This is a genomic window from Compostibacter hankyongensis (assembly GCF_039541075.1).
GTDB classification, from domain to species: Bacteria; Bacteroidota; Bacteroidia; order Chitinophagales; family Chitinophagaceae; genus Compostibacter; species Compostibacter hankyongensis.
Genome location: NZ_BAABFN010000007.1, coordinates 38,053 through 59,017, shown reverse-complemented (window position 1 = coordinate 59,017; position 20,965 = coordinate 38,053). Strand labels below are relative to the sequence as shown.

Annotated in this window: 17 protein-coding genes; 10 read left to right on the top strand and 7 right to left on the bottom strand. The window is 54.6% G+C overall.

Going from position 1 to position 20,965, the window contains the following annotated elements; translation table 11 throughout:
• Window positions 1-30: 30 nt before the first annotated feature.
• The 5 genes from ABD851_RS13690 to ABD851_RS13670 are packed head-to-tail and all read left to right on the top strand — an operon-like array spanning window position 31 to window position 7,851.
• Window positions 31-1,485: a RagB/SusD family nutrient uptake outer membrane protein gene (locus ABD851_RS13690; protein ID WP_344980216.1), complete on the top strand. Its 1,455-nt coding sequence runs from the start codon at window positions 31-33 to the stop codon at window positions 1,483-1,485.
• A gap of 26 nt (window positions 1,486-1,511) precedes the next feature.
• Window positions 1,512-2,957 (top strand): sulfatase, encoded by a 1,446-nt coding sequence (locus ABD851_RS13685; protein ID WP_344980214.1) that lies wholly within the window; start codon window positions 1,512-1,514, stop codon window positions 2,955-2,957.
• 20 nt (window positions 2,958-2,977) lie between these two features.
• On the top strand, window positions 2,978-5,671 hold the full coding sequence (locus tag ABD851_RS13680; RefSeq protein ID WP_344980212.1) for a sulfatase-like hydrolase/transferase: 2,694 nt from the start codon (window positions 2,978-2,980) through the stop codon (window positions 5,669-5,671).
• A 20-nt stretch (window positions 5,672-5,691) separates the two neighbouring features.
• A complete protein-coding gene (locus tag ABD851_RS13675; protein WP_344980210.1) occupies window positions 5,692-6,597 on the top strand; it encodes a dihydrodipicolinate synthase family protein in 906 nt (301 codons plus the stop codon).
• 3 nt (window positions 6,598-6,600) lie between these two features.
• Complete coding sequence (locus ABD851_RS13670; RefSeq protein ID WP_344980208.1) at window positions 6,601-7,851, top strand: MFS transporter; 1,251 nt, start codon at window positions 6,601-6,603, stop codon at window positions 7,849-7,851.
• 33 nt (window positions 7,852-7,884) lie between these two features.
• On the opposite strand, the gene ABD851_RS13665 is transcribed toward ABD851_RS13670, so the two are convergent.
• From ABD851_RS13665 to ABD851_RS13655, 3 genes are read right to left on the bottom strand one after another with little or no spacing between them, the layout of a single operon-like run.
• Entirely contained in the window at window positions 7,885-9,495 is a 1,611-nt protein-coding gene (locus ABD851_RS13665; protein WP_344980206.1) for a sulfatase family protein, read from the bottom strand.
• Between the two features lie 41 nt (window positions 9,496-9,536).
• Window positions 9,537-9,875, bottom strand: coding sequence for a cupin domain-containing protein (locus tag ABD851_RS13660; RefSeq protein ID WP_344980204.1), 339 nt, complete (start codon window positions 9,873-9,875; stop codon window positions 9,537-9,539).
• A 56-nt stretch (window positions 9,876-9,931) separates the two neighbouring features.
• Complete coding sequence (locus ABD851_RS13655; RefSeq protein ID WP_344980202.1) at window positions 9,932-11,311, bottom strand: sulfatase-like hydrolase/transferase; 1,380 nt, start codon at window positions 11,309-11,311, stop codon at window positions 9,932-9,934.
• 175 nt (window positions 11,312-11,486) lie between these two features.
• Between ABD851_RS13655 and ABD851_RS13650 the strand changes: the two genes are divergently transcribed.
• Entirely contained in the window at window positions 11,487-12,035 is a 549-nt protein-coding gene (locus tag ABD851_RS13650; RefSeq protein WP_344980200.1) for a DinB family protein, read from the top strand.
• Here the strand turns inward: ABD851_RS13650 and ABD851_RS13645 are convergent.
• The 3 genes from ABD851_RS13645 to ABD851_RS13635 form a co-directional block, all read right to left on the bottom strand.
• A complete protein-coding gene (locus ABD851_RS13645) occupies window positions 12,026-13,390 on the bottom strand; it encodes an amidohydrolase family protein (RefSeq protein ID WP_344980198.1) in 1,365 nt (454 codons plus the stop codon). The two genes, ABD851_RS13650 and ABD851_RS13645, sit on opposite strands and share 10 nt — an antisense overlap.
• An 82-nt stretch (window positions 13,391-13,472) precedes the next feature.
• Window positions 13,473-14,723: an MFS transporter gene (locus ABD851_RS13640; RefSeq protein WP_344980196.1), complete on the bottom strand. Its 1,251-nt coding sequence runs from the start codon at window positions 14,721-14,723 to the stop codon at window positions 13,473-13,475.
• A gap of 121 nt (window positions 14,724-14,844) precedes the next feature.
• A complete protein-coding gene (locus ABD851_RS13635; protein WP_344980194.1) occupies window positions 14,845-15,549 on the bottom strand; it encodes a FadR/GntR family transcriptional regulator in 705 nt (234 codons plus the stop codon).
• Window positions 15,550-15,679: 130 nt separating this feature from the next.
• Here ABD851_RS13635 and ABD851_RS13630 point away from each other — a divergent pair, with 130 nt between their 5' ends.
• Both ABD851_RS13630 and ABD851_RS13625 read left to right on the top strand, forming a co-directional pair.
• A complete protein-coding gene (locus ABD851_RS13630; RefSeq protein ID WP_344980192.1) occupies window positions 15,680-16,498 on the top strand; it encodes a DUF6597 domain-containing transcriptional factor in 819 nt (272 codons plus the stop codon).
• 96 nt (window positions 16,499-16,594) lie between these two features.
• The gene (locus tag ABD851_RS13625; protein ID WP_344980190.1) at window positions 16,595-16,972 is read left to right on the top strand and encodes a VOC family protein; all 378 of its coding nucleotides are present in this window, start codon (window positions 16,595-16,597) and stop codon (window positions 16,970-16,972) included.
• A 1-nt stretch (window position 16,973) separates the two neighbouring features.
• Here the strand turns inward: ABD851_RS13625 and ABD851_RS13620 are convergent, their stop codons facing one another.
• Window positions 16,974-17,744, bottom strand: coding sequence for an alpha/beta fold hydrolase (locus ABD851_RS13620; protein WP_344980188.1), 771 nt, complete (start codon window positions 17,742-17,744; stop codon window positions 16,974-16,976).
• 84 nt (window positions 17,745-17,828) lie between these two features.
• Between ABD851_RS13620 and ABD851_RS13615 the strand changes: the two genes are divergently transcribed.
• Complete coding sequence (locus ABD851_RS13615; RefSeq protein ID WP_344980186.1) at window positions 17,829-19,184, top strand: MATE family efflux transporter; 1,356 nt, start codon at window positions 17,829-17,831, stop codon at window positions 19,182-19,184.
• A 55-nt stretch (window positions 19,185-19,239) separates the two neighbouring features.
• Window positions 19,240-20,943: an arylsulfatase gene (locus tag ABD851_RS13610; RefSeq protein ID WP_344980184.1), complete on the top strand. Its 1,704-nt coding sequence runs from the start codon at window positions 19,240-19,242 to the stop codon at window positions 20,941-20,943.
• Window positions 20,944-20,965: the final 22 nt, after the last annotated feature.

Genomic DNA, 20,965 nt, shown 5'->3' with positions numbered 1-20,965 from the left:
TAACCGACAGTCACCCTCAACAAATCTGACATGAAAAATATATATCTGTTGCTGTTGCTATCCGCGGTCCTTGGGATCGGCGCATGCAACAAAGACCTGGACATCAAACCCAAGAGCATTGTTTCTTCCGCCTCCATGTGGGAAACGGCAGATGACGCCGAAGGCGCCATGTACGGCATGTATGCCCAGCTGAGAAATGCGCTCAGCGATAATTACGCTTTTTGGGGAGATTACCGCAGCGGGTTGTTCGGAGACGGCATCGGGTCGGAAGGCCTGCTGCAGAATATATTCAATAATTCCCTGAACCGCGACGACAGCGGCACGGACTGGAGCGGGCTTTACAAAGCCATCAACGATTGTAACCTCATCCTGAAATACACCCCGGAGATAACGTTTGACAACGAAAAAGATAAAAACCTTATCCTGGCAAATGCCTATTTTGTAAGAGCGCTTTGCTATTTTTACTGTGCAAGGGTCTGGGGGGACGCTCCTGTTGTTTTATCCGGATTCGAATCGGACAAACAAGAGGACCTGTATCCTTCCCGGAGCTCCAGGGACAGCGTTTACCTGCAGGTAGCTGCCGATATACAGCAAGCCGTATCCCTGTTCCCGGATGATTTTACATCCGCCAAATCAGGTTCCAAAGCAGCCGCCAATATGCTTAAAGCCGATTATTACCTGTGGATGTACAAAACGGAGGATCATAAGGAAGACGATCTGAACAAGGCAAAAGAAGCCGTAGATTACGTGTTGGCGGATCCGGACTTTACCCTGCTGGGCAGCTATCAAAGCGTCTTCAGCAATGACGATAACAACGAAGTGATCTTTGCGCTGAACTTTGAGCAGAATGAGTATACCGGCGGCTTCCCGGCAGATTTCCTGGTAGCCGTGCAATATATACAAACGCAAAGCCTGATCAATAACCCTATCCAGGTCGGCAGCCACCAGCAATGGGTCTGCTTTACGCCGGATTTTGAAGCCACCCTGAATGAAGACCCGCAGGATACGAGGGCCAAGGTCAACATCGCGGCTTTTACCGATCCGGGAAACAATATCCATTTCAGATGGATCAACAAATACCTGGGAGAATGGGAGAACGGGACCCGCTACTTTACCTCCGACATCAAAATATACCGTTATGCGGAAGCGGTGCTATTCAAAGCAGAGATCGAAAACGCCCTCGGCAACAGTGCAGAGGCTATTTCAGCCCTGAACCGGATCGCAAAGCGGGCATATCAGGTAGACAATTACTATGCCTCCTCTCTTTCAAAAAGCGACATTGACGAGGCCATACTTACCGAACGGCTAAAGGAATTTGCCGCCGAGGGCAAATCCTGGTTCGATTTTATCCGGTTCGGAGTGGTATTTGACAGGGTAGCCACATTACACGGACAACAGGATAAACAGAATATCCTGCTCTGGCCGGTTAATGCGTCTTCTATCAACAGTAATCCGAAGATCACCCAGACACCGGGATATAATTAACGATTATCTGAACACAGCATTGAGCCATGAAAAACGGTTTCTTCCCAGGTTTCCTGTTCGGCGCACTGGCCCTGCTGGTCTTTTCAGGCCACAAGGCATCGGCGCAGAAAAAGCCAAACATACTTTTTATCGTTGCGGATGACCTCCGCCCCACCTTAAACTGTTATGGCGATTCATTTGCCATTACACCCAATATAAACCGCATCGCGGAGCGGGGCACCGTCTTCCGGAACGCCTATTGCCAGGAAGCCGTCTGTAATCCATCCCGGGCTTCTTTTATGACCGGGCTGCGGCCGAACACCACCCGGGTATGGGACCTGAAAACCCATTTCAGAAAAGCCTTACCGGAGGTGATCACGCTGCCGGAATGGTTTAAGCAACACGGCTATCATGCCCAGTCCGTGGGCAAGATTTATCACGATCCGGCTGCCATGCAGGACCGGATCTCCTGGTCCTCTCCCGAGACCATGGCCGTCACCACCGTACTGGGAAAATATGTCCTCGACGCCAACCTGCATAAAAAGGGAAGCTGGAAAGCCACGGCCACAGAAAGGGCCGACGCGCCGGAAATAAAATACATAGACGGCATGGTAAGCCATGCGGCCGTGCAGATACTGGACAGCATCAAGGACAAACCCTTTTTCCTGGCGGTAGGCTTCAGAAGACCGCACCTGCCTTTCAGCGCGCCCGAAAAATACTGGGCCATGTATGATCATGTCAGGCTGCCCGCACCTGCCAATCCCCGGCCGCCCTCAGACGTTCCGGCGGTAGCGCTGAAGAACGGGGTAGAGCTGAACGGATATACCGATATCCCCGATACCGGCGCTATTTCCGAAAAGGAAATACAGACACTGATCCGCGGTTACTATGCCTGTACCACCTTTATGGATGCCCAGGTGGGAAAACTGCTCGATGAGCTGGACCGCCTGGGGCTGAGGGACAATACGATCATCGTATTCCTGGGAGATAACGGCTATCACCTCGGAGAGCAGGATCTGTGGTGCAAGGCCACCGATTTTGAAAATGGCGCCCACATACCGCTTATCATTGCATCGCCCTGGCAACAGCAAAAAGGAACGGTATCCACAGCCCTGGTCGAGCTGGTGGACGTCTACCCCACCCTGGTGGAGCTGGCCGGGATGAAAGCGCCTCCGAACCTTGAAGGAAGCAGTGTAAAGCCATTACTGAACGATCCCGGCATGTCCTGGAAAAAAGCCGCGTTCAGCCAGTTCCCGAGACCCTGGCCGTATAAAAAAGCGCCGGCGTTAATGGGATACAGCGTAAGGACAAAAGACTTCCGCTATACCGAATGGCAGGATTTTAAAACAGGGGAGATCAGGGCAACCGAACTCTATGATCACCGTACAGACGACCCGGAAACAAAAAACGTAGCCCACGACGCCGCTTACCAAAACAAAATCAAAGAAATGCATCAGCTGCTGAAAGAAGGCTGGAAAAAACACAAGCCCTAATGTTTCCTATATCCCATGCTATGATAAAAACCCACCGTTATTTCAGACCGGCTCTTTTTATCTTCCCTGCTGCGCTCCTGTGCGGCCTGCTCATCCTGCTGTGCGCGGGAAAACCGGTCCGCGGGACGGACGGCGCCACGCAGCCGCCCAATATCCTGTTGATCACCTCGGAAGATAACGGACCCGATCTGGGCTGCTACGGCGACAGAAACCTGAGCACACCGGTGCTGGACCGCCTTGCCGCAAAAGGGGTGAAATTCAACCAGGCCTTTGTCACTTATTCCGTATGCAGTCCCTCCCGGTCCACGATCTTCACAGGTCTATATCCACACCAAAACGGACAGATCGGACTGGCCACCCACCATTTCCGGATGTATCCCGGCATCACCACGCTGCCGGTATATTTAAAAAATGCGGGGTACCGGACCGGTTGTATCGGCAAACTCCATGTGAACCCGGAATCCGATCTTCCCTTCGACTTCCGGCCGCCCCGGTCCTCAGGACTGCAGGGTCAGAACTTTGCACGCAAAAACCTGGACCTGTACAGCGCCTATGCAGACAGTTTTTTCAGGAAATCTGATGACCCGTTCTTTCTGATGGTCAACTATCCCGATGCTCATACCCCCTGGAAACGACAGGTAGACGGCATGCCCGCAACACCGATAGACAGCGATAAGATAAAATCCCCTCCGCCCTTTACCGGCGTAAACAGCGCCCGTTTACGCGGGCTCACGGCAGATTATTACAACAGCCTGGAACGGATGGACGAGATGGTCGGCCGGCTGCTGGCCCGGCTGAAGGCATCCGGGAAGGAACAGAATACCATCATCATCTATCTGGCAGACCACGGTTCCGAATTTTCAAGGGGGAAATTCTCGCTCTATGAAGCCGGGCTCAGGGTGCCCCTGATCATCTACTGGCCGGGCATACCTCCCGCTTTAAAAGAACGAAAAGAGCTGGTCTCGAGCATCGATCTGGTCCCCACCATATTGGATGCCGCACATGTCAATATCCCGGCAACCCTCCCGGGCAGATCATTGAAGCCGTTACTGACCCGGAAAGAAGATCCGGACTGGCGGCATTTTATCTTTGCAGAAACAAACTGCTCCTTTCCTTTTGATTATTATCCGCGCAGCAGTGTACGCGACCAAAGGTTCAAGCTGATCCATAACCTGCTCCCGGAAAGGGAGAATCCTGCAGTGCAATATTACACCCATCATACCATCACCGGCTTTGAAGGGGGATCATTGGAAACCGAGATCGCCGCAGGCGGTAAAAAGGTACGGGAAGCCTACAAGACCTGGCAGCATCCCCCGGAGTTCGAGCTTTATGATCTTGAAAATGATCCTTATGAATTTAATAACCTGTCGGATAATCCGGGATATACGGCAGTAAAAAACAAACTTATACAAGCTTTAAATAACTGGGATAAGAAAACCTGCAATCCGTTCTCGGATAAAGACATGCTGACCCGGTTCACAGCGGAAGTGGATTCGGTTATAAAAACGCATCCCGCCATGGACGACGCAAAGGACAAGACCCTGGTCTGGCATTACACAGATTATTTTTCACGGTATATCAGGGAGCATGACCATACCGGCTTGCTGTCACCGGCGGCGACGCAAGCCCCCCGGCCGGATACTCTTGTCCTGTTCCGCTCCGGCGAGAACGGCTATGCCAGCTACCGCATCCCTGCTGTCGTCACCACCAACCACGGCACCCTGCTGGCTTTTTGTGAAGGCCGGAAAAAACCGGGCGATGCGGGCGATATCGATCTGCTCTATAAACGTTCTACCGACGGGGGGAAGACCTGGAGTGAGCAACAGGTCATCTGGAACGATGGCCCCAATACCTGTGGTAATCCCTGTCCGGTGGTCGATCGCCGCACCGGCGTTATCTGGCTGCTCATGACGCGTAATAACGGAGACGATACCGAAAGGGAGATCACGCGTAAAACGGCGCAGGGTACCCGTACCGTCTGGGTTTGCAGCAGCAAAGACGACGGACGCACCTGGTCCGTTCCCGCCGACATCACCGCCACCACCAAAGATCCTTCCTGGGGCTGGTATGCCACGGGACCGGGTATAGGCATACAGCTGCAGCGGGGACCGCACAAAGGCCGCCTTGTCATCCCCTGCGATCACAGTTATGACGATCCGCAGGGAAACTCCGGGGGCGGCCCCTACGGAGCCGGTGCTCACGTCATTTACAGCGATGATCACGGCAAGTCCTGGCGGCTTGGCGGGACGATACGGCCCAAGGTAAACGAATGTCAGGTAGTCGAGCTCGACGACGGAAAGGGCACCCTGCTCATGAATATGCGCGCTTACTTCGGAAGACATCTCCGCAGCCAGTCGCGCAGCAGCGACGGGGGCACAACCTGGACGGCTCCTGAAGATGCGGCCGGCCTCCCCGAACCGGTGTGCCAGGCCAGCATCATCCGTTACCCCGGCTCGCGGAGATCCAAAGACAGGCTGTTGTTCCTGAACCCGGCCAGCAAGGCAAAAAGGGACAGCATGACCCTGAAGGTCAGCTACGACAACGGCTATACGTGGCCTTATGCGCGGTTGCTCTATGCCGGTCCTTCCGCTTATTCCTGTATGACCGTCCTGCGCGACGGCAGCGTCGGCTGCTGCTATGAAGCCGGTTTGAAGAATCCTTATGAGAAAATAATATTTGAAAAGCTAACACCGGATCAACTTCCCCAAGACTAAAAAAAACAAAGAAAGAAAACATGAACACAGAAAAAACCACCGGGCTGATTGCGGCGACATTTAGTCCCATGAAGGAAAACGGCGACATAGATACCGGCAGCATACCGGCGATGGTGGACAAGCTGATCAGCAGGGGCGTAAACGGCATCTTTGTCTGTGGCAGCACGGGCGAAGGCGCTTCGCTGACCACGCAGGAACGGAAAGTGCTGGCCGAAGCTTTTGTGACCGCCGCGGCAAAACGGATAACGGTGTTTGTACATGTAGGACACAACAGCATTTCCGAAGCCCGTGACCTGGCGGCGCATGCGCAGCAGATCGGGGCCGACTGTATCTCCGCCATGCCGCCCTGCTATTACCCTGTTGCTTCGGCAGACCTCCTGGCAGGCTGTCTGGCAGAGATCGCCGCTGCCGCACCGGAGCTGCCTTTTTATTATTATCATATCCCGTCCATGACCGGCATAAACCTGGATATGATAGCGCTCCTGCAGAAAGCCGACATCCCCAACCTGAAAGGGATAAAGTACACTACGCCGACGATCCACGAATACCAGGCCTGTCAGCATTTTGACAACCGGAAATACGATCTGCTCTACGGCACCGATGAAATGATGCTGAGCGCCCTGGCTACCGGAGCCGAAGGTTTTATCGGCAGTACGTATAACTTTGTTGCGCCCCTGTACCGGAAACTGAAGGATGCCTTCCATAAAGGAGATCTGGAAACGGCCAGGACGCTGCAGTGGAAATCTGTTGAGATCGTAAGGATCATTGTGAAGTTCGGCGGGCTGCCCGCGCAGAAGGCCATGATGAAGCTATCCGGCGTCGATTGCGGACCGGTGCGCCTTCCGCTCCGCGCCCTCTCGTCCGGAGACATAAAGTCCATGGAACAGGAGCTGCGAAAAACCGCCTTCTTTGACTGGATAAACTAACCGATGTCATTACTGCATAAAAAATACTATCCCTGGCTGCTGGTAGGTCTGCTATGGGGCGTGGGTCTGCTGAACTACCTGGACCGGCAGATGCTCGCCACCATGCGGCCGGCCATGCAGGCGGACATCCCGGAGCTGCAATCGGCCGCGAACTTCGGATACCTGATGGGAATATTCCTTTGGGTATACGGCTTTATGAGCCCGGTAGCCGGGATGATCGGGGACAGGATAAACCGTAAATGGCTGATCGTCGGCAGCCTGTTTGTCTGGTCCGGCGTCACTTTCGGAATGGGATATGCCAGCACTTACAACCAGCTGTATACCCTGCGGGCCATCATGGGCGTGAGCGAGGCGCTGTACCTCCCGACAGGGCTGGCTTTGATCGCGGACTTTCACGGGGAAAAAACAAGATCGCTGGCCGTAGGCATCCACATGACCGGGCTCTATCTGGGATCGGCGCTGGGCGGCTTTGGCGCCACAATCGCCGCCGCCTATACCTGGCATTTTACGTTTCATACTTTCGGTCTCGCCGGTATGGCCTATGCCCTTATCCTGATCGCTTTCCTGCGGGAGAAAAAAGAACGCCATACCGCCTTCCGCCCCGCTGCGGAAAAGGGCTCCCTTTTAAAAGGACTTACGGTGTTGTTCTCCATCCCGGCCTTCTGGATCATCCTGCTCTACTTTACCATCCCCAGCCTGCCCAGCTGGGCCACAAAGAACTGGCTGCCTACCCTCTTCTCACACCATCTGGATATGCCCATGTCCTCAGCCGGCCCCTTGTCCACCATTACCATCTCGGCGGCTTCCTTCGCGGGGGTGATCCTCGGCGGGATCCTTTCCGACAGATGGGTGCAGCGGAACATACGGGGCCGCGTATATACAAGCGCAACCGGCATAGCCCTGACCATACCCGCCCTCCTGCTGCTGGGGTTCGGACACTCGCTTTTTAACCTGGTCGCCGCCGGCATATGCTTCGGAGTGGGTTTCGGGATGTTCGACGCCAACAACATGCCCATCCTCTGTCAGTTCGTTCCCGCGAAATACCGCGCCACGGCATACGGGCTGATGAATATGACAGGCGTGTTTGCGGGCGCGCTCATCACCGACCTTCTGGGTAAGTCCACGGATAACGGTAACCTCGGGAGGTCTTTTGCCCTGCTTGCCGTCATCGTCCTTGCCGTGCTGATCATCCAGCTTTCTTTTCTGAAGCCGGAAAAAAGCAGGGGCGCACAGGGAGACGAAGCGCCGGCATAAAAACGGGAAGCTGCAGTATAGCAGAACCGGTGCTCAGTAGATATTCTTATACCGGTTGAACATGGTCTTATCGTGCTGCAGTATCTTTTCCGCCAGCTCATAAGAATCCCCGTACTGATGCTGTAACCGGTACAGCTCCTGCGTAAGGGTATCCTTCACGGCGCTGTAAGCGGGATCCTTATATACATTAAGCATCTCGTGCGGGTCCTTTTCCAGGTCGTACAGCTCCCATTCGTCCACGTCATAATAAAAGTGGATCAGCTTATACCGCTGGGTCCGTATACCAAAATGCCGTTTTACAGCATGCCACCCGGGGTATTCGTAATAGTGGTAATAAATACCCTTGCGCCAGTTGTCCGGCGTCTTTCCGGCCAGCAGGGGTTTCAGGGAAGCGCCCTGCATAGAGTCAGGTATCTGCACCTTTGCCAGGTCCAGGAAAGTCTCCGGAAGATCCAGGTTCATCACCGGCGCATCCGAGACGCTGCCGGCCTTGATCAGCGGCGGGTAGCGCATCATCAGCGGGGTATGCAGGGATTCTTCATACATAAAACGCTTGTCAAACCAACCATGCTCGCCCAGGTAAAACCCCTGGTCGCTCGTATATACGATGAGGGTATTATCCATCAGGCCTTTCTCCTTCAGATAGGCCAGCAGCCGGCCGACATTACGATCCACCGCACGGATGCAGCGCAGGTAGTCTTTGATATAACGCTGGTAGCGCCAGGCTATGCGTTCCCGGGGCGTCATCTTCACCGTATCCACAGCCGCATCCCGGGACATGTAAAAGCGGATCAGCCTGTTGCGTTGCGCGCTGTCCATCCGGTTGAATTCACCGATCAGCCAGTTTCCTTTCGGACCCTTTGAGGCGGCGTTCACTTTCAGATCAGAAAGCAGGTGCAGGTTTTTGCCGATATTCATCATTTGCTCATGCGCCGCCCTGCCGCGACCTGTATAATCGTCGTACAGGCTTTCCGGTAAGGGCAGGTCTTTTTCGAATGCGTCCAGATCTGCGCTGTCGGGAAGCCAGTTGCGGTGCGGGGCTTTGTTGTGGATCATCAAACAGAAAGGCTTGCTGTCGTCGCGCTGTGCAGACAGCCAGCCAATGGCTTTGTCCATGATGATGTTGGTGACATAGCCGTGTACCCGGGCCGTATCGGCACCGGTGATAAAGTCGGGATTATAGTACTGCCCCTGGTCATTGAGTATGGAAGAATAATCAAACCCTTCCGGCTTTGTACGCAGGTGCCATTTTCCGACGAGCGCAGTCTGGTATCCCGCCTGCCGCAGCAACATGGGGAAGGTGGTGATGCCGGGATTGAGCTGCATGGAAAAGGAATTGTCCCGGGCGCCGGTACGGTAGCTGTACTGGCCGGTGAGTATAGTAGCCCGGCTGGGGCTGCACAGCGAATTGGTGACAAAACAGTTCCGGAAAATCATGCCCTCTTTCCCGATCCGGTCCAGGTTTGGCGTATGGATGAGCTTGTCGCTGTAGGCGCTGACAGCCGCCTCCGCATGGTCGTCGGACATGATGAAGATGATATTCGGCCGCTCCGGCTCCCGTTGCTTGCTCCCCGTTGAACAGGCGCTGAGCAGGGCCGCCAGGAGAAGTATGGCCGCAGCGGCATAAAATTTTGGTTTATACATATAGTTGATTTGAGGATGTCGTCATACAATCTGTTCCCTGCTTATACAAAGTCTTCCCGGTAAGGGCTGAATACATCGATCAGCACTCCGCTTTCCAGGCATACGGCGCCGTGTACGGCATGGGGCGGCACATAGTAGGCATCGCCTGCCTGCAGCACCTGCTTAACCCCGCCGATCTCTACTTCAAAGCGGCCGCTTTCGACATGCGTGATCTGCGAATGCGGATGATCATGCAGCGCTCCAACCGCTCCTTTTTCAAAAGAGACCCTTACCAGCATCAGCCGTTCGTCGTAAGCCATCACTTTGCGTCTTACGCCCTTGTCAGCAGTTTCCCAGGCAATGTCACTATCTTGAATAAATACGTTTGCTGAATTTTTCATATCCTGCATTCCCGAATTCTTTGAAATTATAATATAAAAATAGGAAGATCACATGTCTATTGCCGGGCCGGATCGGCCCGGTCCGGCGTTAAGTCCGGGAGATAAGTCCGCCAGGTCACCAGCTTAGCCTTTAACCGCTTGACTATATCCTGGTGTGTTTTTGCTACGTTGGTTGTTTCAAAATAGTCCTTTTCCATATCATATAACTCGACATCCTTTTCATGAAAGTTCATCAGCAGCTTCCATTTCCCGGAGCGGATGGCGAGATTCGGACTATGGTCCCTTCCTTTGGGATAATGAAATGCATAGCTGTTTCTGCCATATTCCCAATACATATCCTTATCCCTGGAGGAAGGCTTTCCGGTAAGCACGGACTCGCGGTCTTCTCCATCTCCTTTATAATTTGCAGGTAAGCGCGCTGAGGCTATCGCTGCAAACGTGGGAAGCAGGTCCGTGGAATTGAGTACGGATACGCTATCTGTCACGCCTTCCGGAGTATGGCCCGGCCATTTAAAGATAAACGGCATACGGATCCCCCCTTCATACAAGGAGAGCTTGGATCCGCGAAGACCTGCCGCCCTGCTGCCCCGGAAGCTTGGTAAAGGACCATTGTCGCTTGTAAAGATGACGATGGTATTTTTTTCTATTCCCAGCTTCCTGATCCCGTCAAGTAACCGGCCTATCTGTTTGTCATACTCCTTTAATACCCGCTTAAAAGCCTCTTCCTCATTGGGGTTCATGGGATACATTCCGGTATAGCGAAAATCCACTTCCGGCACCCAGGGTGTATGCATATCATCAGGCCAGAGATTTACAAAACAAGGTTGTCCCTTATGGCGTTTCAGAAAGTCCAGGGTCTTGTCTACAAAATATCGCGTCCTGTTCCATCGCTTAACGCTGTCTTTTTTGGACCATATCCAGTCAGTAGCCGTCAGCAAAGGATCAGGATCAGGACTTTCATAAGTGCTGGCATGCTCGTCAAAGCCATATTGGTCAAAATTGGGAGCATTCTTTATGTCTCTGCCGCCGCCCATATGCCATTTCCCAAAATGCCCGGTAACATAACCGGCTGATTTCATTACTTTGGCCATAGAAGGCGCATGCACATTCAGGTAATTTGCCTGTTCCGCAAGCCCGTTACTGCGCCGGTCATTCAAAAAGGTGGTGAAGTTCCACTCTGCCGGAAACATCCCGGTCAATATACTGGTACGGGAGGGACTGCAGATAGGCGCAGCGCTGTAATATTGTACATACTTTGTCCCCTCTGCCGCCAGCCTGTCAATATTGGGCGTCGGTACAAACTTTCCGCCAAAGCAACCAATATCACTATAGCCCATATCATCGGTTAATATCAGGATGATATTGGGTTTATCCTGGGCATATAATCCCCGGGCAGGCAATAAAGCCAGCAGCATGCAAAGTATTCCGTTCTTCATGGATGTTTTGATATTTAATTCATTTATCCGTACCCGGATATTGTTGAAATAAAATTAAAAATAAAATACAAACTCTCACAGCATCTTCATCTGAATGAAGCTCATCGGCATCCTCCATCATGTCACTTAAATGAGTACATTCGTACCCGGAACCGATTTTTATAAAATTATGACGATGGCGCAACAAGCCGCATCCCGGCAATTCCGGCTTATCGCTCCTCCGGAAGAAACCGAATATCCCGGGCATATGGGAAAATATATCCGCCTGGTGCCGGCAGACGGAAAAGTGCTGCAACATCTCCGGGCCGGGATGGAAGCCGTCCGGACCCTCCTTTCGGGCCTGCCGGAGGCAAGGCTGCATTACCGGTATGCCCCGGGAAAATGGACGCTGAAGGAAATGCTGCTGCATATGACCGACACCGAACGCATCTTTTCCTGCCGCGCCCTCTGCTTCGCCCGGAATGAAAAAGCGGAGCTCCCCGGCTTCGAGCAGGACGACTATGCCGCCGCTTCAGGCGCCCATGCGCGCAGCCTCACGGATCTGCTCGAAGAGTATGCCACTGTGCGCGAGGCCAGCCTTTCCCTGTTCAACGGGCTGCCCCGGGAAGCGCTGACGCGCAGCGGGACTGCAGCCGGCTCTAACATATCGGTCCGCGCGCTGGCGTATGCCACGGCAGGTCATGAGCTTCATCACCTGAACGTGATCCGGCAGCTTTATTGCTGAACAGGACCGTCGCTTACCTTTTTGCCTGCCTTCCATACCGAGCTGATAGCCCGCGTCCGGGTAATATCGTCCAGCGGGTTGCCGTTCAGCACGATGAAATCGGCCTGCTTTCCCGGCTCCAGCGTGCCGTAGCGGTCGCCGGCATGCAGCAGCTCCGCGCCGTTCCGCGTAGCGATCCGGATCACCTGCAGCGGGGGTATCCCCGAGCGTACCAACAATTCCATTTCGAGATGCTCGGAAAAACCCTGGACCCGCACCGGCTGAGCGCCGGAATCCGTACCCAGCGTGATGGTGATACCGGCATCATACAGCTTCTTTACATTCTGCATGGCTATCTTCAGGGCATCCACATGCCGCTGATAACCGGGGTCGGCTTTTATCTTTTTGAGATAGTCTTCGTTGCTGATCATCTCCCATACGCCCGGCTCAAGAGCCGCCTTAAAAAAGGGGGTGTTCAGCCAGTCCGGATGGTCGGCAAAGATAAAAGCGAGGTCTTCCAGCGCAAGCGTGGGAATATACATCACCCCCCGCTGTTTCATCGCTGCGATCAGCGTATCGTCGATCACCTTATCCCGGACGCTGTGCGCGATGATGTCGACTCCGGCATCGACCAGCTTCCGGGCATCCTCCAGATAATAAAGATGAGCTGCCACACGGATGCCCTGCCGGTGCGCTTCTGCTATGATGGCTTTGTAGACCTCCGGCTTCATCGCCGGTGTTCCGGGATGGCCTTCCACCCACATCTTCAGCACGTCCGGCTTCAGGGGCGCCAGCTTCCGTACCTGAGCCGTCGCTTCTTCAGGAGTAGCCGGCCGGTTCACATGGTCCATGCCGTTGGTCGGGGCAGGAATACCGCCCGGGGTCGCAAAGCCGAATCCCGCGGTATAGATGCGCGCCCCCGGCAGCAGGCCGGCACGGGAAGAATCGCGGAGCCCGAAAATGAGCTGCTGGTCGGTCCCCATACACAGCACGGCACCTACGCCGTATGACGCATACTGCTCCAGCTGCCGTATGATATTGTCCCGGGTATAATTATCCGAAGACATCCGTGTGCCTTTCAGTATTCCAAGATGACCATGGGTATTGTTGATCACCGGCATAACGGTCTTTCCGCTGAGGTCCAGCACCTGCACGTCTTCCGGCAGGCTGCTGTCCGCACCGCTTTCCCGTATATCCGATACCGTGCCTCCCCGGATGAGCAGATCCACATGCGGGCGGGCCGGGCGCCCGCTTCCGTCGATAAGGGTGATGTCTTTCAGCAGGACGCCTTCGCCGGCAGACGAAGGACGATTGCGGCAGGCTACCGTAAAAAGCAGGGCAGACAATGCCGGCAGCAGGATAATGCGGGATAGCATAACGTATTGGTTTTAACAGTCCTGCTACGAAGGTAAAAAAAACAGAGCGGGTTTACCAGCGCCGTGCCGGGCGGCATGCCCCTCAGCCCGCCGTTTTCCGGATATTCCCGCCTTCTATATTGGGCAGAAAACCGGTGAGCAGCCCGATCAGGGGCAGGAAGGCGCAAACCTGGTATACAAACTCGATGCTGGTACGATCGGCCAGCTCACCCAGCACGGCAGAGCCGATGCCACCCATCCCGAAGGCCAGCCCGAAGAACAGACCGGCGATCATACCGACCTTGCCGGGCATTAACTCCTGCGCATATACGATGATGGCGGAGAAGGCGGAGGAAAGGATAATGCCGATAAACACCGCCAGCACACCGGTCCAGAAAAGATTGGCATGCGGCAGCAGCAGGGTGAACGGCGCTACACCAAGGATGGACCCCCAGATCACATATTTCCGGCCGATACGGTCGCCTACCGGTCCGCCGATCATCGTGCCGGCAGCTACGGAAAACAGGAAGATAAACAGGTATATCTGCGAAAACTGATCGGAGACATGGAATTTGTCGATCAGGTAAAAGGTAAAATAGCTGCTCATGCTGGCCAGGTAAAAATATTTGGAAAAGATCAGCACCATCAGGATGGCCAGGGCGGTATTTACCTTCCGGCGCGATAAGGCAGATACATCCGGCGGTATCGTCACGGCCTTTTTCCTGTCGGTCCTCAGCGCCGTACGCTTGTACCATCCTCCCACCCGCGAAAGCACAAATATGGCCAGCAGGGCAGCCAGGGCAAACCACCTCACGTTGCCTCTTCCGTAAGGCGTAATGATCAGCGCGGCCAGCAGGGGCCCCAGCGAGGAACCGGCATTACCGCCGAGCTGAAAAAGCGATTGCGCCATGCCATGCCTGCCGCCGGAAGCGAGGTGCGCGATACGCGAAGCTTCCGGATGAAATACCGAAGAGCCCACCCCTACCAGGGCTACCGAAAAAAGGACCATCGGAAAGCTGCCCGCCACCGATAAAAGCAGCAGGCCTCCCAGCGTGAAAACCATACCCACCACCAGGGAATAGGGCTTGGGCTTCCGGTCGGTATACCGTCCCACAAAAGGCTGCAGGATGGAAGCGGTCAGCTGGTAGGTAAACGTGATCATCCCCACCTGCAAAAAGCTGAGCCCGAAAGTACCCTTGAGCATGGGGTAGATCGAGGGGATCAGGGACTGCAGGGTATCGTTGAGCAGATGTGAAAAGCTGAGGGCAAAAAGCATCGGAAAAACCGTTCCGGCAGCCACGTTTTCAGCGGTCTCCTGTACGGCCTGCTTCACAGGCGCAGGTTTGGATAGCATGTTGATCGGCATTTTAAATTTGGGCTTTACTGTTGATACTTCATGCAGCGCCGGTCTTTTCAGGCGCTGCTTCCGGACGATCCTGCGGCAGGGCTTATACCGGATCAGGCTTCAATACGGATCAGGGGTTTAAATAGACCAGAGCTTCCTCTTTTTTCTCCCAGTTACTGATCTTGCCCGCCAGGCTCCAGGCCTCTTCCGGCTTCCGGGCAATGATACTCTCCATAAGCTGCGCATGCAGGGCGTACGTCTCGGCAAACGGCGTAAGGCTTGCTTCGTACACGATATCAAAATATGACTTCAGCTCCTTGGCAAAGGCCTTATAGAGATCAGCCAGAATATCATTTCCCGATGCTTCCGCAATGCTGATATGAAAGTCGATATCCGCCTGCACACAAACGGCATACTGCCCCGACAGCGCCGCCTTCCTCCGCTTCTCCAAAAATTTCCGCATCCGGGAAATGTCCTTCTCGGTACGGTGGAGGGCGGCCTTCTCGGCGATCTTCATCTCGAGCAGCAGCTTTACTTCCTGCACATTGCTCACCTGTACCCGCTTCAGCCGCCGGGAAAGCGGCTCGGCGAGCTCCGGCGCCGGTTGTACGAAAATACCGACGCCGTGCTTAACCCTTACGATCCCTGCCTGCACCAATATCTTCACTGCCTCCCGAACCGTGGAACGGCCTACCTTGAAATACGCCATCAGGGCATGCTCCGAAGGCAGCTTTTCCCCGCTGCGATACTCTCCCAGCGAAATCTGACGCTGGATATGACCCACAACCTTATCGGCAAGACTGGGCCGTTGCAGGGATATTCCGGACGGTATCATAGACAGGCTTTTTAGCGGTTTACGGTGGCTTCAAAAGGCGGCTCATCAGGTTGTCAGACAACAAAGATAGGGCATATCCTTTACTTGAAAAACTCTTTCCTTTTTAATATCTTTGAAAGAAAAGCCCGCCATGTTGTACCGGACCATAAGCCCCCCTCCGCAGCTGGCTCCTTTTGTCCGCGCTTTCTGGGTGCTGGAGGGTGCGGCCAGTACGGAAGCGCCTTATATTCACCGGACGCTGGCGGACGGATGCGCCGAGCTTATCTTTCACTACCGGGGGCGGTTTGACGAGCTCACGGGAAAAAACGAAGAACAAACGGCTTCTTTTCGTTCGGGGATCCATGGTCCGCACAGCAGGTTCAGACGCTTTATCGTCCGGCAGGACTTCGGCATTTTCGGCGTTTATCTCTACCCTTATGCACTGCCCCTCCTCTTTTCCCGGCCGGCGAACGTACTGAGCAACGAGATGCCTTCCCTGGAAGCGCTGTCGGGGAACGAAGGAAAAATACTGGAAGAACAGGTCATGCCGGCGGACCACGCGGAAAGAATAGCATTCATTACCGCTTTCCTGGAAAAAAAGCTGCTGTCGCGAGCGGCGCCGGAGCCTCCGGTGTTTGCAGCGATCCGGAATATCATCCGCCATCGCGGTACAGACAAGGTAAAGGAGCTGGCAAATACCTATGCCCTGTCCACCCGTCAGTTTGAACGTAATTTTAAATTCTTTTCCGGGTTCAGTCCCAAATTGTATTCCCGGATCATCCGTTTTCAGTCCGTTCAGGACGCCTATAAGGATCCGAACTCCTCCCTGACGCGCCTGGCTTATGCCAGCGGATATTATGACCAGTCCCATTTCATTCATGATTTCCGGACCTTTTCCGGCTATCACCCACGGCATTTCTTTTTCAAAAAAACGGAAGCTACGGCATTTTTGGAAAATGAAAGCCGGTAAGCACATGTCGCATTTTTACAATTTCAGTACCTTTCCAATACGGACCTTTGTTCCCATATCAGGCTATTTGCAAAACTTTCATGTAAATCCAGAACAATGAAAATACCAGCAGGTTACCAGACAGTGATGCCCTATCTGATCGTAGCGGGCGCGGAAAAGCTCATCGACTTTACCCAGGCCGTATTCGAAGCAAAGGTCACCCACCGCACCATGCGCGATGAGGAAAAAAATATCATCATGCACGCCGAAATAATGATCGGTGACAGCACCATTATGTTTGCAGATGCTACTGAGCAATATGCTCCGCAGACAGCCGGGATGTTCGTGTATGTAGAAGATGCGGATGAAGCCTATCAAAAAGCGCTGGATGCCGGAGCGGTTTCGGTGCTGGAACCGGCCGATCAGTCCTATGGCCGCAGCTGCGGGGTTACCGACCCCCTGGGTAACACCTGGTGGATCACATCTGAAAAATAACTCAACCTGCAGACGGGGACGCCAGGAATTCCAGCACCAGCCGGCCGAATTCAGCCGGCTGCTCGGCATGCACCCAGTGCCCCGTATCCAGCGTGACGATCTTCGCTGCGGGAAACATCTTTCTGATCTGCTGTTCGTCTTCCGCCGTAATATAGTTGCTTTTACCCCCGCGGATAAACAGCGCCTCTCCTTCAAAACGGGCGCCGGCCGGCAACGCCTCCCCTGCCGCATCGATGTTGTCATGGATCACGGGCAGGTTAAAACGCCAGGCAAAGCCATCGTCCTGCCGGTACAGGTTCTTGAGCAGGAACAGCCCGGTGCCCGCCCCGCCTACTTTGGGAAACACCCATTCTTCCGCCTCTTTACGGGTATGAATGGCGGAGAGATCCAGCGTGGTCAGCGCCTCCAATATGGCCTGGTGGTGCACGGGATAATAACGCGGTGCCATGTCGGCAACGATAAGCTTATCCGTCCGGTCCGGATGAGCCGTCGCAAAGAACATGGCCGTTTTTCCGCCCATGGAATGACCCAGCACATGCGCCCTGGGGAGCCGTTCCCGGTCCATGAGCTCCAGCAGGTCTTCCGTCATGGCCTTATAGTTCCAGGTATCCGAATGCGGGGAATGACCATGATTACGCTGGTCCAAGAGATATACCGTAAAATGCTCCGCCCATTTCTTGCCGAGGGTATTCCAGTTATCCGCTGAGCCGAAAAGCCCGTGCAGCACGATGAGCGGTTGTCCGCTGCCATGGCGCCGGAAGAACAGTTGCATACAGGTTGGATTTGATCTGCTGTAAAAACAGCAAGATACCAAAGTTTTATATCTTCGCCGATCCGGCATCCAAAGCCGTTAGCCATGTTGCGTCATGAAGCCCGAGCCACCCTGAAATTAGCCGGTCCCATCATTCTCGGCGAGCTGGCCCAGATGGCCCTGGGGCTCATCGATACGGCCATGGTCGGCGCGGTGAGCTACAAGCAGCTGGCTGCGGTAGCGCTGGTGATGAGCGTGGTGAATATTCCTTTCGTGATCGGCATCGGTATGACGATGTCTGTGTCCCAGATGGTATCCATGGCGCACGGGCGGAGCGACGGGCAACGTGTGTCCCATTACCTTTTTAACGGCTTCTGGCTTTGTGCCGGTACCGCCCTCGTGATCTCCCTGGGCCTGGAATGGGGAAAAGGGATTTTGTTTCACCTGGACCAGGATCCCGAAGTAGCGGCTATGGCGGTTCCCTTCATGCGGCTCATGAGTATTTCCATTATCCCCATGCTCCTGTTTATGGCGCTGAAGCAGTTCACCGACGGACTGGAGCGTACCCGTACCGCCATGGTGCTTTCGCTGGCCGCCTTGCCGGTGAACGCCTTTATCAACTGGCTGCTCATCTTCGGACACTGGGGGTTTCCGCGTATGGAGCTGATGGGGGCAGCGGTGGGCACGCTGGTCACCCGTACGCTTATCTTCATCCTGCTGGGTGTGATCATCTTCCGGCACCGACTGTTCCGCCGTTATATCGCCGTACGGAAAAACCAGTGGAAGCTGCGCAGGGAAACGATGAAGGAGCTGCTGCATATCGGTATCCCCAGCAGCCTGCAGGCCGGCATGGAGGTCGGGGCCTTCGCCGTTTCCTCCATACTCATCGGCACCATCGGCGCCGCCGCCCAGGCAGCCCACCAGATCGCCCTGAGCTGCGCGTCCTTCACCTTTATGGTATCTATGGGACTGGCGCAGGGCGGCTCCATCCGGGTCAGCAATGCTTATGGCCGCAGAGACTGGCGGAAGATCTCGCTCATCGGCAAAAGCACCCTGGTCACGGCCCTGGTATACGGCATCTTCTGCGGTATAATATTTATTGCGTTTCGCAGAATATTACCGCTTATCTTTAATGACAACGTTGTGGTGGTATCGCTTTCGGCTACCCTGCTGCTGTATGCCGCTTTTTTTCAGATATCCGACGCTACCCAGGCCGTAGGGGCCGGGCTGCTGCGCGGCGCAAAAGACGTGAAGGTACCCACCCTGCTGATGGGCATCTCCTACTGGGTGATCGGACTTCCCTCGGGATATCTGCTGGCTTTTACCTTCGGGATGGGCGCATCGGGGATCTGGCTGGGTTTTATCATCGGGCTTACCTTTACCTCGTTGTTTTTAAACTCACGCTTCCGCCGGACCACCGGCCGCGCCTTGCAGGTACGGGAGCGCGCGTACGGCGCCTGACGGCTGAAGCAGGCCGGCAGCCGGTTTTGATCGCTAAATAAAAAATACAGATATCATGAAAAAAAGACGGTATGGCATCTTCATAGCTGGCGGTATCGCCGCCTTGCTGGCGGCCACGCTGAGCATCCAGGCGGTAATGCAAAAAGACGCGGACAAGAAGGATGATCGCCCGAATATCGTCATCATCCTGGCGGATGATATGGGATTTTCCGATCCGGGCTGTTACGGCGGTGAGATCCATACGCCCAACATCGACTATCTCGCCAAAAACGGGATGCGGTTCACCCGTTTCTACAACACCTCCCGCTGCTGCCCTACCCGGGCGTCCCTGCTGACAGGCTTATACAATCAGCAGGCCGGCATCGGGCAGATGACCATGGACCGCCATGAACCTGCCTACCGGGGCTATCTTACCGAAAACACGGTAACGCTGGCGGAGGTGCTGAAAACAGCCGGCTATCAGACCGCCATGGCCGGAAAATGGCATGTGTCCAATACCATCGAGCAACCCACAAAGCAGCAGCAGCTCGACTGGCTGAACCATCAGGCTGATCATCCTGCCTTTTCTCCCCTGAACCAGTACCCGGTGAACCGAGGCTTTGAGAAATTCTATGGCACCATCTGGGGCGTCGTGGACTATTTTGATCCCTTCAGCCTGGTCAACGGGACTACACCGGTAAAGACTATCCCAAAGGATTATTACCATACCGACGCCATCAACGATACCGCCGCCGCCTATATCCGGCAGATGAGCCGGAAAGAAAAGCCGTTTTTCCTGTACGTGGCGGAGAATGCCCCGCACTGGCCGCTGATGGCCAAGCCGGAAGATATCGCCAAATACAAAGACACTTATAAGGTCGGATGGGATGCCATCCGGGAAGCACGGTACAAAAGAATGGTACAAATGGGGCTGATAGATCCTTCAAAAGCTCCGCTGTCGCCCCGCTGGCACAACGGCCTGAAATGGGAAAACAACCCCGACACAATATGGGATGCGCATGCTATGGCCGTACATGCCGCCATGGTAGATCGTATGGACCAGGGCATCGGCAGGATCATCGCGGCCCTGAGAGAAACCGGCCAGCTGGACAATACGCTGATCCTTTTCCTGAGCGACAACGGGGCAAGCCCCGAGATCTGCGCCAACTTCGGGCCGGGATTCGACCGCCCCGGGGAAACACGCGACGGGCGTAAAATCGTATATGCCACACACAAGCAGGCGCCGGCCGGCCCCGAAACCACCTATTCCTCTATCGGACCCCGCTGGGCGAATGTGGCCAATACGCCTTATCAGTTCTGGAAAGCGGAATCCTACGAAGGCGGCATTCATGCGCCCCTGATCGCTTTCTGGCCGGAGGGGATCACCGCAAAAAAAGGAAGCCTGACCGGCCAGGTAGGTCACGTTATGGACTTTATGGCCACGGTGGTCGAGCTCGCACATGCGCATTATCCCGCGCGCTATAACGGTCACGACATAACGCCGATGCAAGGTATCAGTCTTGTACCGGTCTTTAAAGGACAACAACGGCAGGGACACACCGCGCTGTATAACGAGCATGCAGGAGGCCGTTATGTCCGCTATGCCGGATGGAAGCTGGTCTCCCGCGACAGGGATACCACCTGGCATCTTTACCGCATCGAGGACGACGAAACGGAGCTCAACGATCTGTCCGGACAATACCCCGGTAAAGTACATATGATGGACAGCCTGTGGCGGACCTGGGCTGCCCGCGTACATGTATTTCCAAAACCGCATTAAAAAAACAAACGCCCGGAGCATA